The organism is Cupriavidus basilensis (assembly GCF_029335485.1).
GTDB classification, from domain to species: Bacteria; Pseudomonadota; Gammaproteobacteria; order Burkholderiales; family Burkholderiaceae; genus Cupriavidus; species Cupriavidus basilensis_E.
The window spans coordinates 1-13,037 of sequence record NZ_JARJLM010000268.1 but is presented as its reverse complement, the minus strand read 5'-3'; the positions used below and the strand labels follow the sequence as shown (position 1 = coordinate 13,037).

The window sequence follows — 13,037 nt, the reverse complement described above, 5'->3', positions numbered from 1 at the left end:
GACAAAGCGAATGACAAATACATAGCCGCAACCCTTGCCCAGCAAGGGTTGCGGCCAGATTCAGCAGTGCAAAGCGCTTATCTGTTTGCGCCTTCCGCCGTTATGTTTTTTTCGTTGCCAAGCGTGCCCCCAACGCCCCAACTCACCCCTGCAGATACTTAAACAGGTTCATCCCCTGAATCTGCATGAATGACTGCTGCGCAGCCTGCAGCGCGGTCTGCTTCTGGTAGTACTGGGTAATGGCCGAGTAATAGTCCAGATCCTGCAAGCCCGAAAGTGTCTGCGTGTAGTTCAGGGTGCGGTTCGAGCCAATGGTGTTGAGCGCATCCAGTTCCTGCATGCGCGAGCCGACCGAGGATTGCACCGTGCTGACATTGTCCAGCGAGTTGCTCATCTTGCGGTTCGCGGTGGCCAGGGCGTTGGCCAATGCGGCCCGGTCGGCGTCGGTCGCCACGGGCTTCTTCAACGCGTTGATCACGTTCTGCACGTTGGCAAAAATGTCCGTGCCGGCCTGTTGCGCGGGCTGAAGGCTGACGCTGTCGCCATTCGCCGGCGTGCCGCTGACGGTAATCGAAAGCCCGGCGACCTGGATGCCGGTGCCGCTCACATAGTCTACCGGTGCGACAACGGCTGCGGGCGGTACGGCGCTCTGGTCTATCACCTGGTACTGCATCTTGCCAGTGGTGGCGCTGGTGGCGAAATTGAGCGAGAGGTTGTGCCCGTACAGCGGATTGGTCGGGTCCGTGACCGTGACCGCGCTGTATGTCGCCGTGCCCGTGTTCGCGGCGGGCGCCGAGGCCACGTAGGTCGCCGTGCCCTGCACGCTCATGAACACCGAGCGGCCGTCGTCGCCGGCGGGCATCTGCCGCGCCACGTCGACCTGCAGCAGTTGCTGGCCCGTATCGCCGTTGTATTGGACTGCGCCGCTGGCGTTCGTGGCGAACGGCGGCGTGGCGGACTGGTAGCCGGCGAACATGTATACGCCGTTGCCGTCGTTGCTGTTGGCAAGGCCCAGCAGCTGGTTGTAGTTGTCCTGCAGCTCCGTTGCGACCGAAGCGCGGTCGGCATCGCTCAGCGATCCGCTGCCTGCCTGCACGACCAGCGTCTGGATGTTCTGGATGGTGGTGACCACGCTCGTCAGCGTGTTGGACTCCATCGACAGATTGATGTTGGCCTGCTTGCGCGAGGTGGCGTATTGGTCGTTGACCGCGCTGGCCTGCGTCACCTCCAGCGCGCGGCTGGCGGCGACGGGGTCGTCGGACGGGGTCAGGATGCGCCGGCCGGTACCGAGCTGCTGCTGCACGTGCAGCAGCGAGCTTTGCTGGTTGGTCATCGAGGCCAGGCCTTGCTGATACAGCATCGAGCTTGAAACGCGCATATCTGTTCCTTTGAGGTCCGTTTCTTCAGGTCGTTCAGTTGATGCCGAGGATGGAGTCGAACAGCGTGGAAGCCGTCTGGAGCACTCGGGCATTGGCCTGGTAGAGCTGCTGGAAGCGCATCATCGAAACGGTTTCTTCGTCCATGTTCACGCCGGATACGGCTTGCTGCGCGTTCTGCGCCTGGGTGGTGATGCTGTCCTGAGATGTCGAGGCGATACTGATCGACTTCGCCTTGCTGCCGATGTCGTTGACCAGCTGCGCGAAGGCGTCGTTGAAGTTGGAGATGCCGCCGATGGTCTTGGCGGTCTGCAGCTTCGCCATGGCCAGCGCATTGGTGTTGTCCGACACGCCAGCCAGATTCGGCGTCAGCGTGAAGGAGTCCTTGGCCTTGGGCGTACCGCCAAGCGTAACGGTGATGCCGTTGAAGGTGTAGTCGGTGCCGTTACCGCTGGCATTCGGGGCGGAGGAGGTTGGCGTCACCGTGGCGCCGGAGGCATCGGTGAAGACGTAGCTGGCACCGTTGTAGGTCGCGGTGATCGCCGACGCGGGCATGCTGAAGCCGCTCGTCACTTTGGTGACCGTAGCGGTGCCGCTGCCGGTGTTGGTAGCGGCCGCGGTGGTGCGCAGCGGACCGGCAGCGGCGATCTTGGCCGGATCGGTGATCGCCATGTCCATCAGGCCTGCCACATTGCGGGTCGGCTGGATCTGGAACGAGTCATTGGCCGACATCGCCGAGCTGACCTGGATATTCAGGCCGTCCGCGGACAGCGTCATCGGGAAGGTGGCGCCGGCGCCCGCTGCGGTCGCCACGGTCTTGTTGTCCGACGCGCGCACCAGGTTGTAGTTGGTGCCATCGTAGCTCAGCGTGTAGTCGCTGGTGGTCAGGTTCGCCGTGTTGCTGATGGTCGCCGTCACCTGGGCAGAGCCGGTGTTATTGGTGTTGCCGATCGCGACGGGAGAGCCGATCTTGAAGAGGTTCCCGCCGGTCTGCCCCGTCAGGTCCACCCCAAGGGCCTGCTGGGCATTGTATGCCTGCCCCAGCGTCACCGACAGGCGCCCGATCGCGTTCTGGGCGCTGTTGAGGGTCTGCGAGCGGTACTGCAGCATGCCGCCGATGGAGCCACCCGTGATCGTGCTGGTGTCCATCTCGACCGAGTTGCCGTTGGGCAAGGTGTAGGCGATCGTCGTGCTGGACGGGTCCGCCGCCGATGCCACCGCCTTCAGGCTGAACGCGTTGCTGCCCATCACCAGTGCCTGCCCGCTGCCGAAGGTCATGTTGTACACGCCGCCGTCCTGCACCACCACCTTGGCGCCGATCAGCTGGGTCAGCTGGGACGCCACCTGGTCGCGCTGGTCGAGCAGGTCATTGGGGGGCTGCCCGCCGGCTGCGGCGGTTGCCTGGGTGATCTGGGTGTTGAGCTGCGCGAGCTGCTGGGCGTAGGCGTTGACCTGGGTCACCGAGCTTTGCAGCTGGCTGTTGACGCCTTGCTGCAGTTGCTGGAAGTAGTTGTTGACCGAGCGCATCTGGCCGGCCAGGGACTGCCCGGCATTGAGGAGGGCCTGACGCGCGGACGGGTCTGCCGGGGTGTTCGATACGCCCTGGACCGCGGAGAAGAAGCTCTGCATCACCGGGGCCAGGCCGCCGCTCTGGTCGCCCAGCAGATTATCGATCTGACTGATCTGGTTGGAGTACGTCGACAGCTGGGCGCTGGCGCCCTGCGCATTGCGCAACTGGCTATTCAGGAAATCGCTATAGACGCGGACTACGGAAGTGGTGTTCGAGCCCTGGCCGTAGTAGCCGCCAGCGCCGGGCTGGGCGCCCGCCGAGGCGATCAGGGTGTTCTGCCGGGAATAGCCTGTGGTGGCAGCGTTGCTGATATTGTGGCCAACCGTCGTCAGCGCGTTCTGCGCCGTGTTCAGACCGGAAAGACCGATAGAGAAGAGAGACATGCTCGAACCCCGCAACTGTTAGCTGCCGCAGGCCAGGCCTGGCGATCCGGACATCCGGCAAGCCGCGGGGCCGCCGATACCGGGTCGCCGCGGCCGGGCTCGACGGCGGTGAATGAGGTAGGTAACGGCAGTTTCGCCAAGAGACTTTAGTGCGCTGCCGACAATTTTCGTACTGGCCGACGTCTTCCCGGCTGGCCGTGCCGGTATTGCCACGGCGCTGCGCGCATGCCGCGCCGCGCCCGCTTACTGTTTGCCTGCCCACGCCGTCTGTTGTGCGACCGCGTCGCGCGCCGCCGTGGCCATGCGACCCGGGCATGCGAGTGCCATGTTCCCGCGCTCTCGCCCGCGGGCGCGCTACGGCAATCCGCTCAGACCGGCACTTTCCGCATGATGCGCACCAGCTTCTCGCCGTAGGCAGGATCGGTGGCATAGCCCGCGCGCTGCAAGCCACGCGCGGCCTCGTCGGGCGTGGCCGCCGCAAGGACCTGCGCATAACGCGGATTGTTGCTCAGCAGCTTGCCATAGTCGGCGAAGGCTTCCTCGTACGAGCCGTAGGCACGGAAGCGCGCACGCACCTTCTGCGGCTGTCCATCGACGTATTCGGTGGTGGTGATCTCGGCGACCGGGCCCTTCCAGCCGGAACCGGCCTTGATGCCGAAGACATTGAACGTGGTGCTGCCGTCCGGGTTGGCGATCTCGCGCCGGCCCCAGCCGCTTTCCAGCGCCGCCTGCCCCAGGATCAGTCTCGCCGGCACGCCGGTGGCGCGCGCCGCATACTGCGCCGGGCCCGCCATGCGGGAGACGAAGGCGCTGATATGAGCGGGCGTATCTTCCGGCAAGACGCCGCTGCCGCCCTGCCACGCGTCCGCCTCCTGCGCCTGGTACTGGCGCAGTCCGGCGGTGGGATTCCAGCTGGGGCCGGCAACCACGCTGCCCACCCGCGGCGTATCCGCGTCGCCGTTGCGCATATCGAGCACGCGCGCCAGACCCGGAGCGGCCTCGTCCATGCCCGCCTGCAGGCCGGAAGCGGCCTTGGCCGCGGCCGAACCTGCGCCCGCGGCCAGCTCGGGCGGAAGCCCGCTGCCGTTGGCGCGTGCAAGCTGGCGCATCATCACATCGGCCAGGCCGATCCCGCGCGTGGACATCTGCTGTGCCAGCTGCTGGTCCAGCATCGACATATACAGCTTGGTCTGCTCGTTGTCGAACATGCCGTCCTGCGGCGTCGCGTCGCGCATGCTCTTGAGCATCATTTGCGTGAATACGGCCTCGAACTGACGTGCCGCGGTACGCAGCGTGTTGTCGCTGGCACCGGTGCGCGCATTCTGCTTGAGCATCTCGAAGCCCTGGGTATCGAGTGCGAAGCGTTGCGACAGGTCGGCCTGGGCGGCCATCTGGCTGGAGGACATGATCAGATGATCTCGAGTTCCGCGCGCAGGGCGCCGGCCGCCCGCATCGCTTCCAGGATGGTCTGCAGGTCGGCCGGGGTGGCGCCCAGGGCGTTCAGGCCCTTGACCACCGCAGCCAGGGAAGCGCCCGCCTTGACCATCTGCAGCGCGCCGCCTTCCTGCTTCATGTTGATCTGCGACACCGGCGCCACCACCGTCTGGCCACCGCTGAACGGGGCCGGCTGGCTGATCACCGGCTGGGTGTTGATCACCACGGAGAGATTGCCGTGTGCGACGGCGCAATCGTCAACGGTGACGGCCTGGTTCATCACGATGGAGCCGGTGCGCGCATTGAGGATGACCTTGGCGGCCGCCTTGGCGCGCGTCACATCGATATTCTCGAGGCGCGCCATGAAACCCACCCGCGCGCTCGGTGCCGAAGGCGCACGCACCTGGACCACGCGGCCGTCAAGCGCGGTAGCCACGCCGCCGCCCATGGTGCGGTTGATGGCCTCGACCACGCGCTCCGCCGTGCCATAGTCGGTATCGCGCAGTTCGATATTGAGCAGGCCGCCTTCAGGCTGGAACGACGGCACCGCGCGTTCGACGATGGCGCCGTTGGCAATGCGGCCCACCGCCAGTTGATTGACCTGCACCTTGCTGCCGTTGGCCGACGCACCTGCGCCGCCCACCAGCATGTTGCCCTGCGCCAGCGCATAGACCTGGCCGTCGGCGCCCTTGAGCGGCGTCATCAGCAAGGTGCCGCCGCGCAGGCTTTTGGCATTGCCCATCGACGACACCACCACATCGAGCGGGCTGCCGGGCTGGGCGAACGGCGGCAGGGTGGCAGTGACCATCACCGCCGCCACGTTCTTGAGCTGCATGTTCTTGCCGGCCGGCAGCGTAACGCCCAGCTGCGACAGCATATTGGTCAGGCTCTGCGTGGTGAACGGCGTCTGCATGGTCTGGTCGCCGGTATTGTCCAGCCCGACCACCAGGCCATAGCCCACCAGGGGGTTGTCACGCACGCCCTGGAAGATGATGAGGTTCTTCAGCCGCTCCGCATGCGCCGCCCCCGCCAGCACGCCCAGCATCAGCGCAATCAGAAAGGCGCGGACGAAGCGGCAGCGCGGGACGGTAAGCGAAAGCTGGAACATGACGCGATCAGTACGGTGAGACATTGAGGAAGAAACGCTGCAGCCAACCCATGTTCTGCGTCTCGTCGATATAGCCCTTGGCGGTGTATTCGATACGGGCATCGGCCACCTGGGTGGACGACACGCCGTTGTCGCCAGTGATCGTGCGCGGGTTGACCACGCCGGAGAAGCGGATATATTCAGCCCCCTGGTTGATCGCCAGCTGCTTCTCGCCGGACACCACCAGGTTGCCGTTGGGCAGCACTTCCAGCACGGTCACGGTAATGGTGCCATTGAAGGTGTTGGCCGCGGTGGCGCCGCCGCTGGCCTTCAGGCCGTTGGCGCCGCTCATGGAGGCATTCTGGCTGCTGCTGAACAGGCCGCCCAGTGCCCTGGGCACGGCGTCGAACGTCAGCGCGCTATTGGACGTGCGCGTGGCGTTGGTGCCGGAGGCCTTGGTGGCGTTGACGTTCTCGCTGATCACAATGGTGAGGATATCGCCGACGTTGCGCGGGCGGCGATCCTCGAACAGCGGATTGCCTGCGTACGAGGACTGGTAGATGGATCCGCTGGCCCGCCCCACGGCGCGCGGCTCTGCGCGCGCGGTGGTCGGCAATTGCACCAGCGGTTCGCGCGGCGCCAGCGCGCAACCGGTCGCGAGGCAGCACAGGGCAAGCGCACCCAGGCGAGTCAGCGAGGCAACCATGATCATCCGCCGAGCTGGGTCAGGCGTTGCAGCATCTGGTCGGACGTCTGCACCGCCTTGCTGTTGATTTCATAGGCACGTTGCGTCTGGATCATGCTGACCAGCTCTTCCACCACGTTCACGTTGGACGTCTCCACGTACTTCTGCTGCAGCGTGCCGGAGCCGTTCAGTCCCGGCACCGTGGTGTTGGGTGCACCCGATGCATCGGTCTGGGCGTACAGGTTCTCGCCCATGCTTTCCAGGCCGGCCGGATTCATGAAGGTCGCCAGTTGCAGCTGGCCGACCTGGACGTTGTTGCTGGCGCCCGGCTGGGTCACCGACACGGTGCCGTCGCGCCCCACCGTCAGCGAGGTCGAGTTGGCCGGAATGGTGATGGCGGGCTGGATCACAAAGCCGCTGGAGGTCACCAGCTGGCCGTTCTGGTCCGTCTGGAACGAGCCGTCGCGCGTGTAGGCGGTGGTGCCGTCCGGCATCGTCACCTGGAAGAAGCCCTGGCCGTTGATGGCGACATCCCTGGGGTTGCCGGTTTGCTGCAGGTTGCCCTGGAGATGGATACGCTCGGTGGCCACCGGGCGCACGCCGGTACCGATCTGCATGCCCGACGGCAGGGTGGTCTGGTCCGACGACAGCGCGCCCGGCTGGCGTACGGTCTGGTACATCAGCTCCTCGAACACGGCGCGGCTGCGCTTGAAGCCATTGGTGGAAACGTTGGCCAGGTTGTTCGAGATCACGTCCATCTGCGTCTGCTGCGCATCGAGGCCGGTCTTGGCAATCCAGAGTGAGCGGATCATGGTTGTCCTCACAAGGCCGCCGGTGAACCCGGCGGCACATCAATTCAGTTTCAGTTGGTCGACAGCAACGCATTGGCGCGCTGGTCATTGGTGTCGGCGCCCTGGATCATCTTCATCTGCATCTCGAAGCGGCGGGCATTGGCGATCATGTCCACCATCGCCTCCACCGGGTTGACGTTGCTGCCTTCGAGCGCACCGGGAGCCACGCGCAGGGTGGTGTCGGCCTGCAGCGGCTGGGCACCTGCGCGCAGATGGAACAGGCCATCGTCGCCGCGCGCGATGGATTCAGGCGTCGGGTTCACCAGCTTCAGCTTGCCGACCTGGGCCAGGCCGGCAGCCGCCTCGCCCGGCCCGCGCGCCGTGATCGCGCCGTCGGTACCGATGGTCACGCTGGACCCCGGCGGCACGCTGATCGGGCCGCCATCGCCCATCACCGGCAGGCCGGTTGCGGTCTGCAGCTGGCCGTCGGCCGCCACCTGCAGCGCACCGGCGCGGGTGTAGGCTTCGCTGCCGTCCGGTGCCTGCACCGCCAGCCAGCCGTTGCCCTGCAGGGCAACGTCGAGCGGCCGCCCGGTGTAGCTCAGCGGGCCCGCCTTGAAATCCGCGCCCGGCGTGGAAGCCAGTGCAAACGCGCGCGTTTGCGCCTCCGGCCCCACCACCGGCACCGCGCGGAACAGGTTGATCTGCGCGCGGAAGGCCGGTGTCGAAGCATTGGCCAGGTTGTTTGACACCGCGGCCTGCTGGTCGAGCGTCTGCTTGGCGCCCGACAGGGCGGTGTAGATCATGCGGTCCATGGCGGGCCCTCAGTTGCTGCTCATCGTGCCGGGAGCGCGGATCACAGGTTGACCAGGGTCTGCATGACCTGGTCCTGCGCCTTGATGGTCTGCGCGTTGGCCTGGTAGTTGCGCTGCGCCACGATCAGGTTCACCAGCTGGCCGGACAGGTCCACGTTGGAGGCTTCGGTCGCATTGGACTTGAGCGTACCGGCGCTGCCGCCAGGCGCCGAGAGCAGTTCCTGGCCGGACGAACCGGTCGCCGACCATACGTTGCCGCCCTGCGACTGCAGGCCCTGCACGTTGCCGAAGTTGGCCAGCACGACCTGGCCCAGGCTTTGCGTCTGCTGGTTCGAATAGCTGCCGAGGACAGAACCGTCGGGCTGAACCGCGAAGCCAAGCAGGCTGCCCGAGGTATAGCCGTTCTGCGTCAGTGACTTGGTATCGTTGCCCGCGCCGAACTGGGTGGTGCCGGTCAGGTCGAGCTTGACGGCCATTGCCGCCGCGCCATTGGCCGCGGGCAGCGTGAACGTCGGCGCGGTAGCGGTGGTCGGCGAGGTCAGCACACCGCTGCTGCTGAATTGCATGGCGAACGGGGCGCCGCCAACCAGATTGCCGGCCGAATCCGTCAGGTTCATCTGCCAGTCCGAGCCGCCGGCGGTGGTACCGGGGCCGGCGGCCTGCTTGCTGAAGTACGCCGTCAGCTGCTTCGCATTGCCCAGGGAATCGTACGTCGTGATGCCGGTGCTGTAGTTGAACATGCCCGACGTGGGCAACGCGCCCGGCGCGCTCGTGAACGCGGTGGCCGGTACGGTGCTGCCCGAATTCAGGTTGAACTGGGCGCTGACCGAAGTGGTCGCCTTGGGCTGCATCTGCGCATTGGAGATCACCAGCGGCTGCGGCTGCACGCCACCGCCCGCGACGACGCCTGCCGGGTAGCCGGTCAGCTTCAGTCCCGCCGCGTTGGTGATGGTGCCGTCATTCTGCTTCTGGAACTGGCCGTTGCGCGAGTAGAAGATCGCGCCGCTGGAATCAACCAGCCGGTAGAAACCGTTGCCATTGGTAATGGCCACATCCAGGGAGTTGCCGCTCGACTCGATATTGCCCCCGCTGAACGACTGCACCACCGCGTTCACGCTCGTGCCCAGGCCGATCTTGGTCCCGGCATAGACGTCGGCGAACTGCGCGGTCGACTGCTTGTAGCCAACCGTGTTGGCGTTGGCGATATTGTTGCCAATCACATCCAGATTGGCGGCGGCAGCGTTGATGCCGCTTACCCCTTGACCGAAACCCATGATTTTCCCCTTGTTACCTGTGATTCGTGGAAAGCCCGCGCAGCTGCGTCAGGCGGGTGATTAAAGGATGCGGCGAACGTCGTTGACGTTCGCGGTGGTGCCATTGGCGAGACCCACCAGCACACCCGTCGAGTCGCCGCTGATGCTCTGTACCGCGCCGTAGACCAGGGCCACCGGCTTGACGTCGGTGCCATTGGCGGTGGCGGCAACCTTGAAGCTGTAGGTACCATCGGCCACCGTGGATCCGGCATCGTTCTTGCCGTCCCAGACGACGTCCTGAACGCCGGCACTCTTGCCGTTCAGGTTGATCGTGCGCACGGTTTTGCCGGAGCTGTCGAGCACGCTTACCGTCACGGAGTCCGCGGCGGACGGCAGGTCGACACCGATCTTGGTAGCGGTGCCGCTGGCGACCGACACGCTGCTGCCCGGCACCATTACGGTGCGACCGATCAGCGATGCCGAACCCATTGCACGCCCGGCGCTGACCTGGCTCAGCAGCGAGGTCAGCGTCGTGTTCATGGTCTGCATGGCACTCACCTGGCTGATCTGCGCGAGCTGCGAGGTCAGTTGGGAGTTGTCCATCGGGTTGAGCGGATCCTGGTTGTTCATCTGCGTCACCAGCATCGTCAGGAAGTTGTTCTGCAGGTCGGACGCGCTGGCGCTGCTGCCTTGCAGGGTACTGGCGATGTCGGCGGCGGATTTGCTGCCGTTTACGTTGGAAGTCGAGGTCATTTCGTATCCCGGTTTACTGACCGATGGTCAATGTCTTGAGCATCATGTTCTTGGCGGTGTTGAGCACTTCCACGTTGGCCTGGTAGGAGCGCGAGGCCGAGATCATGTTGACCATCTCCTCCACCGGGTTGACGTTGGGCATCGTGACGTAGCCATTGGCGTTGGCAAGCGGATGCGTGGGGTTGTAGACCATGCGCGGCGGGGACGAGTCCTCCACCACGCCTTCCACCTGCACCCCGCCGACATCGCTCTGGCCCGGCGTGGGCGCCAGTCCGAACACCACCTGCTTGGCGCGGTATGGCTGGCCATTCGGTGTCACGGCACTGTCCGCATTCGCCAGGTTGGATGCGGTCACGTTCATGCGCTGCGACTGCGCAGCCATGGCCGAACCGGCAACTTCGAAGATATTCAATGCTGGCATGGCGCGCTCATTGCTGGATGGCCGACAGCATGGTCTTGATCTTGGCGCTCATGACGGTGAGGCCGGACTCGAAGTGCACCGCATTGTCGGCAAAGGCGATGCGCTCGGTGTCCATTTCCACGGTATTGCCATCGATGCTCGATTGCAGCGGGATGCGATAAGCCAGGTTCCTGTCGTCGGCGGTCGGCGCCTGGCCCGGCAGATGCCGGGCCGAAGTGGTGGTCAGCGTGACGCCTTCGGCCTGCTTGCCGCGCTCCACGGTCTGCGCCAGCGTGCTGGAGAAATCGAAATCGCGCGCTTTGTAGCCGGGTGTGTCGGCATGCGCGATATTGGAGGCAATGACCGCTTGCCGCTGGGTCCGCAAGCTCAGTGCTTCCTGCTGGAAGCGTAATGCCGCATCGAGTCTGTCAATCATGTCTGTGTCTCGCTTGAAGGGGAGAGCAACGAAGGTCGACCTTCTTCAGGTGTGCCATCTTAGGGGTAGCCCTGTCATGCCAATCGCATGAATAGGACGAAAAAACCTGCGTATTTCGGCCCGAGCAAGACAGCGGGGCTGCCTACAATGGGACCCGTTCCTACGCACCTGGAGCGTGCCCTCACGACGCGCGCCAGGACGTTTCCTTGCTGGATGCCCACATGAATCCTCGTTTCCGCGCCGCCGCGACGCGCGCCCTGCTTTGCGCGCTGGCCGCCGGCGGCACGCTCGCCGGCAGCGCCGGGGCGGCGCCGCCCTCGCCCTTCCCCGAAGACCCGGTGCGTACCGCGGTCGAGCAGTTTCTCGAGCGCCAGACCGCCGGCCTTCCCGGCAAGGCCAGCATCCAGGTGGTGCCGCCGTCTGGCGGCCGGGCTCCGGATTGCCCCTTGCCCGAGCCCTTCCTGCCTCCGGGCGCATCGCCCTGGGGCCGCGTTTCCGTTGGCGTGCGCTGCGCTGGCGAGCGTCCCTGGACGCGCTATGTCCAGGCGCGCGTCTCGGTGGTGGCCGACTACTATGTGGCGGGCCGCAACCTCATGCCCGGCGAGCCCATCGAAGCGGCCGACATGGAAGTACGCCAGGGCGACCTGGCCATGCTGCCCCGTGCCGTGGTGACGGACCCGGCGCAGGTCACCGGCGCGGTGGCGTCCAACCGCATCTCCGCCGGCTCGCCGATACGGATGGATCTGCTGAAGAAGGCCATTGCCGTTCGGCAAGGGCAAAACGTGACAGTGATGGTGGAAGGCGACTCGTTCCAGATCAGCAGCGAAGGCAAGGTCATGGCCGAGGCCGCGGTGGGCAACAACGTGCAGGTACGCCTCAAGAGCGGTCAGGTGGTCAATGCGCTGGTGCGCAGCGGCGACACGGTGGTGCTGCAGCAATAAGCGGGGAGGATGGCGCGCGGGCGCGCCCTCGCCCTCGGGTTGCGTGGCGGTCTCATGAGACAATGCCGCATCCTGGGCGAATGGGCAGCCCCCCTCGGAGGACGCCCCAAACAGCGTCCCGGCGGCATAATTCGCCCTAAAGTTTTGCCTGAACCATCCGATAAGCCTGAGGAACCCAGCAAGGAATCATCGTGAAGATCAATCAGACCACCTCGTCGAGGCCGGGCGACGCCAGCGACGGCGCCGTGCGCAGCGTGGCCAGCGCCCCCGCACAGACCCCGGCCCCGACGCCGGATACGACCGGCGTGCGAGTAAGCCCCCTGGCAGCCCAGGTGCGCGAGATCGGCTCGCGCCTGGTTGAAGACAGCGACGACGACATCGATACCGCCAAGGTCGATGAAATCCGCCAGGCCATTTCCGAAGGCCGCATCAAGATCGACCCGAGCAAGATCGCCGACGGGCTGCTCGCCTCGCTGCGCGAGCTCAACGGCAGCGCCTGAGAACGCCAGCGCATAGCCAACCTCCACCCACGATAGGCACGCCATGAGCCAGCCCCTGATCCAGAACCTGAACCGCGAAACCGAACTGGCGAAAGAATTCGCAGCAGTACTCGGCGAGGAAAGAGCCATGATCAAGGCGGGCAACTACGAGGCCCTGGCCAGCCTGCTCGAACGCAAGGTTGAACTGGCCGGCTTGCTGGGCGCCCTGACCCGCACGCGCGAGGCGCAGATGGGCGCGCTGGGCATTCGCCTGGGTGCCGGCGGGCAACTCTTCGGCCGCGAGATCGATCCCGTGCTCGAGTCGGCCTGGCGCAAGCTGCTATCCGCGGTGCGCTTGGCCAGCGACGCCAATGCCGTCAATACGGCGGTGGTGGACGCGCATCTCGAATTCACCAAGGAAGCGATTCAGGTGCTGCGCCAGCGCGGTGACAGCGGGCCGTTGTATGGGCGGGATGGGCTGACCAGGACGGGGCCGCAGGGTGTTAGTCTGGCTAGCGGTTGAGTATTTGGTGGATGTGGGTTTTTTGGAGGACCTGATGGATGCTTTCTTGGCGCCTGGAGGGTCCTTTTGCGTTTGTAGGGACCTGATTCAGGTCTGCAGGGCCTAAAGGCG

General features: G+C 65.4%; 14 protein-coding genes. 3 read left to right on the top strand and 11 right to left on the bottom strand.

The window, feature by feature from the left end:
• Positions 1-142: 142 nt before the first annotated feature.
• The 11 genes from flgL to flgB all read right to left on the bottom strand — a co-directional run bounded on the left by flgL (position 143) and on the right by flgB (position 10,983).
• Complete coding sequence (flgL, locus tag P3W85_RS15605) at positions 143-1,378, bottom strand: flagellar hook-associated protein FlgL (RefSeq protein ID WP_276265463.1); 1,236 nt, start codon at positions 1,376-1,378, stop codon at positions 143-145.
• A 34-nt stretch (positions 1,379-1,412) separates the two neighbouring features.
• Entirely contained in the window at positions 1,413-3,329 is a 1,917-nt protein-coding gene (gene flgK / locus P3W85_RS15600) for a flagellar hook-associated protein FlgK (RefSeq protein ID WP_017230805.1), read from the bottom strand.
• A gap of 368 nt (positions 3,330-3,697) precedes the next feature.
• Positions 3,698-4,735, bottom strand: coding sequence for a flagellar assembly peptidoglycan hydrolase FlgJ (flgJ, locus tag P3W85_RS15595; protein ID WP_276265462.1), 1,038 nt, complete (start codon positions 4,733-4,735; stop codon positions 3,698-3,700).
• Between the two features lie 2 nt (positions 4,736-4,737).
• On the bottom strand, positions 4,738-5,871 hold the full coding sequence (locus P3W85_RS15590; RefSeq protein ID WP_276265461.1) for a flagellar basal body P-ring protein FlgI: 1,134 nt from the start codon (positions 5,869-5,871) through the stop codon (positions 4,738-4,740).
• Between the two features lie 7 nt (positions 5,872-5,878).
• On the bottom strand, positions 5,879-6,562 hold the full coding sequence (gene flgH / locus P3W85_RS15585; protein WP_276265460.1) for a flagellar basal body L-ring protein FlgH: 684 nt from the start codon (positions 6,560-6,562) through the stop codon (positions 5,879-5,881).
• On the bottom strand, positions 6,559-7,347 hold the full coding sequence (gene flgG / locus P3W85_RS15580; RefSeq protein WP_276265459.1) for a flagellar basal-body rod protein FlgG: 789 nt from the start codon (positions 7,345-7,347) through the stop codon (positions 6,559-6,561). Before flgG ends, flgH begins: the two co-directional genes overlap by 4 nt.
• A gap of 50 nt (positions 7,348-7,397) precedes the next feature.
• Entirely contained in the window at positions 7,398-8,141 is a 744-nt protein-coding gene (gene flgF, locus P3W85_RS15575) for a flagellar basal-body rod protein FlgF (RefSeq protein WP_017230801.1), read from the bottom strand.
• A 41-nt stretch (positions 8,142-8,182) separates the two neighbouring features.
• Complete coding sequence (gene flgE / locus P3W85_RS15570) at positions 8,183-9,415, bottom strand: flagellar hook protein FlgE (protein WP_276265458.1); 1,233 nt, start codon at positions 9,413-9,415, stop codon at positions 8,183-8,185.
• Positions 9,416-9,475: 60 nt separating this feature from the next.
• A complete protein-coding gene (locus tag P3W85_RS15565; protein WP_017230799.1) occupies positions 9,476-10,147 on the bottom strand; it encodes a flagellar hook assembly protein FlgD in 672 nt (223 codons plus the stop codon).
• 13 nt (positions 10,148-10,160) lie between these two features.
• A complete protein-coding gene (gene flgC, locus P3W85_RS15560; RefSeq protein WP_017230798.1) occupies positions 10,161-10,568 on the bottom strand; it encodes a flagellar basal body rod protein FlgC in 408 nt (135 codons plus the stop codon).
• A 7-nt stretch (positions 10,569-10,575) separates the two neighbouring features.
• Positions 10,576-10,983, bottom strand: a complete 408-nt coding sequence (gene flgB, locus P3W85_RS15555) for a flagellar basal body rod protein FlgB (RefSeq protein ID WP_276265457.1) — start codon at positions 10,981-10,983, stop codon at positions 10,576-10,578.
• Between the two features lie 221 nt (positions 10,984-11,204).
• Between flgB and flgA the strand changes: the two genes are divergently transcribed.
• The 3 genes from flgA to P3W85_RS15540 all read left to right on the top strand — a co-directional run bounded on the left by flgA (position 11,205) and on the right by P3W85_RS15540 (position 12,926).
• The gene (flgA, locus tag P3W85_RS15550; RefSeq protein WP_276265456.1) at positions 11,205-11,924 is read left to right on the top strand and encodes a flagellar basal body P-ring formation chaperone FlgA; all 720 of its coding nucleotides are present in this window, start codon (positions 11,205-11,207) and stop codon (positions 11,922-11,924) included.
• Between the two features lie 191 nt (positions 11,925-12,115).
• Positions 12,116-12,424 carry a flagellar biosynthesis anti-sigma factor FlgM gene (gene flgM, locus P3W85_RS15545; protein WP_017225144.1) on the top strand — a complete coding sequence of 103 codons (309 nt, stop codon included), beginning with the start codon at positions 12,116-12,118 and terminating at the stop codon, positions 12,422-12,424.
• Between the two features lie 43 nt (positions 12,425-12,467).
• Positions 12,468-12,926, top strand: a complete 459-nt coding sequence (locus P3W85_RS15540; RefSeq protein ID WP_017225145.1) for a flagella synthesis protein FlgN — start codon at positions 12,468-12,470, stop codon at positions 12,924-12,926.
• Positions 12,927-13,037 lie beyond the last annotated feature (111 nt).

Coding starts and splice junctions, on each gene's coding strand:
- flgL (WP_276265463.1), bottom strand. CDS start 1,378: ATGCGCGTTTCAAGCTCGATGCTGTATCAGCAAGGCCTGGCCTCGATG.
- P3W85_RS15590 (WP_276265461.1), bottom strand. CDS start 5,871: ATGTTCCAGCTTTCGCTTACCGTCCCGCGCTGCCGCTTCGTCCGCGCC.
- P3W85_RS15540 (WP_017225145.1), top strand. CDS start 12,468: ATGAGCCAGCCCCTGATCCAGAACCTGAACCGCGAAACCGAACTGGCG.
- flgA (WP_276265456.1), top strand. CDS start 11,205: ATGAATCCTCGTTTCCGCGCCGCCGCGACGCGCGCCCTGCTTTGCGCG.
- flgG (WP_276265459.1), bottom strand. CDS start 7,347: ATGATCCGCTCACTCTGGATTGCCAAGACCGGCCTCGATGCGCAGCAG.
- flgC (WP_017230798.1), bottom strand. CDS start 10,568: ATGCCAGCATTGAATATCTTCGAAGTTGCCGGTTCGGCCATGGCTGCG.
- flgK (WP_017230805.1), bottom strand. CDS start 3,329: ATGTCTCTCTTCTCTATCGGTCTTTCCGGTCTGAACACGGCGCAGAAC.
- flgF (WP_017230801.1), bottom strand. CDS start 8,141: ATGGACCGCATGATCTACACCGCCCTGTCGGGCGCCAAGCAGACGCTC.
- flgB (WP_276265457.1), bottom strand. CDS start 10,983: ATGATTGACAGACTCGATGCGGCATTACGCTTCCAGCAGGAAGCACTG.
- P3W85_RS15565 (WP_017230799.1), bottom strand. CDS start 10,147: ATGACCTCGACTTCCAACGTAAACGGCAGCAAATCCGCCGCCGACATC.
- flgE (WP_276265458.1), bottom strand. CDS start 9,415: ATGGGTTTCGGTCAAGGGGTAAGCGGCATCAACGCTGCCGCCGCCAAT.
- flgJ (WP_276265462.1), bottom strand. CDS start 4,735: ATGTCCTCCAGCCAGATGGCCGCCCAGGCCGACCTGTCGCAACGCTTC.
- flgH (WP_276265460.1), bottom strand. CDS start 6,562: ATGATCATGGTTGCCTCGCTGACTCGCCTGGGTGCGCTTGCCCTGTGC.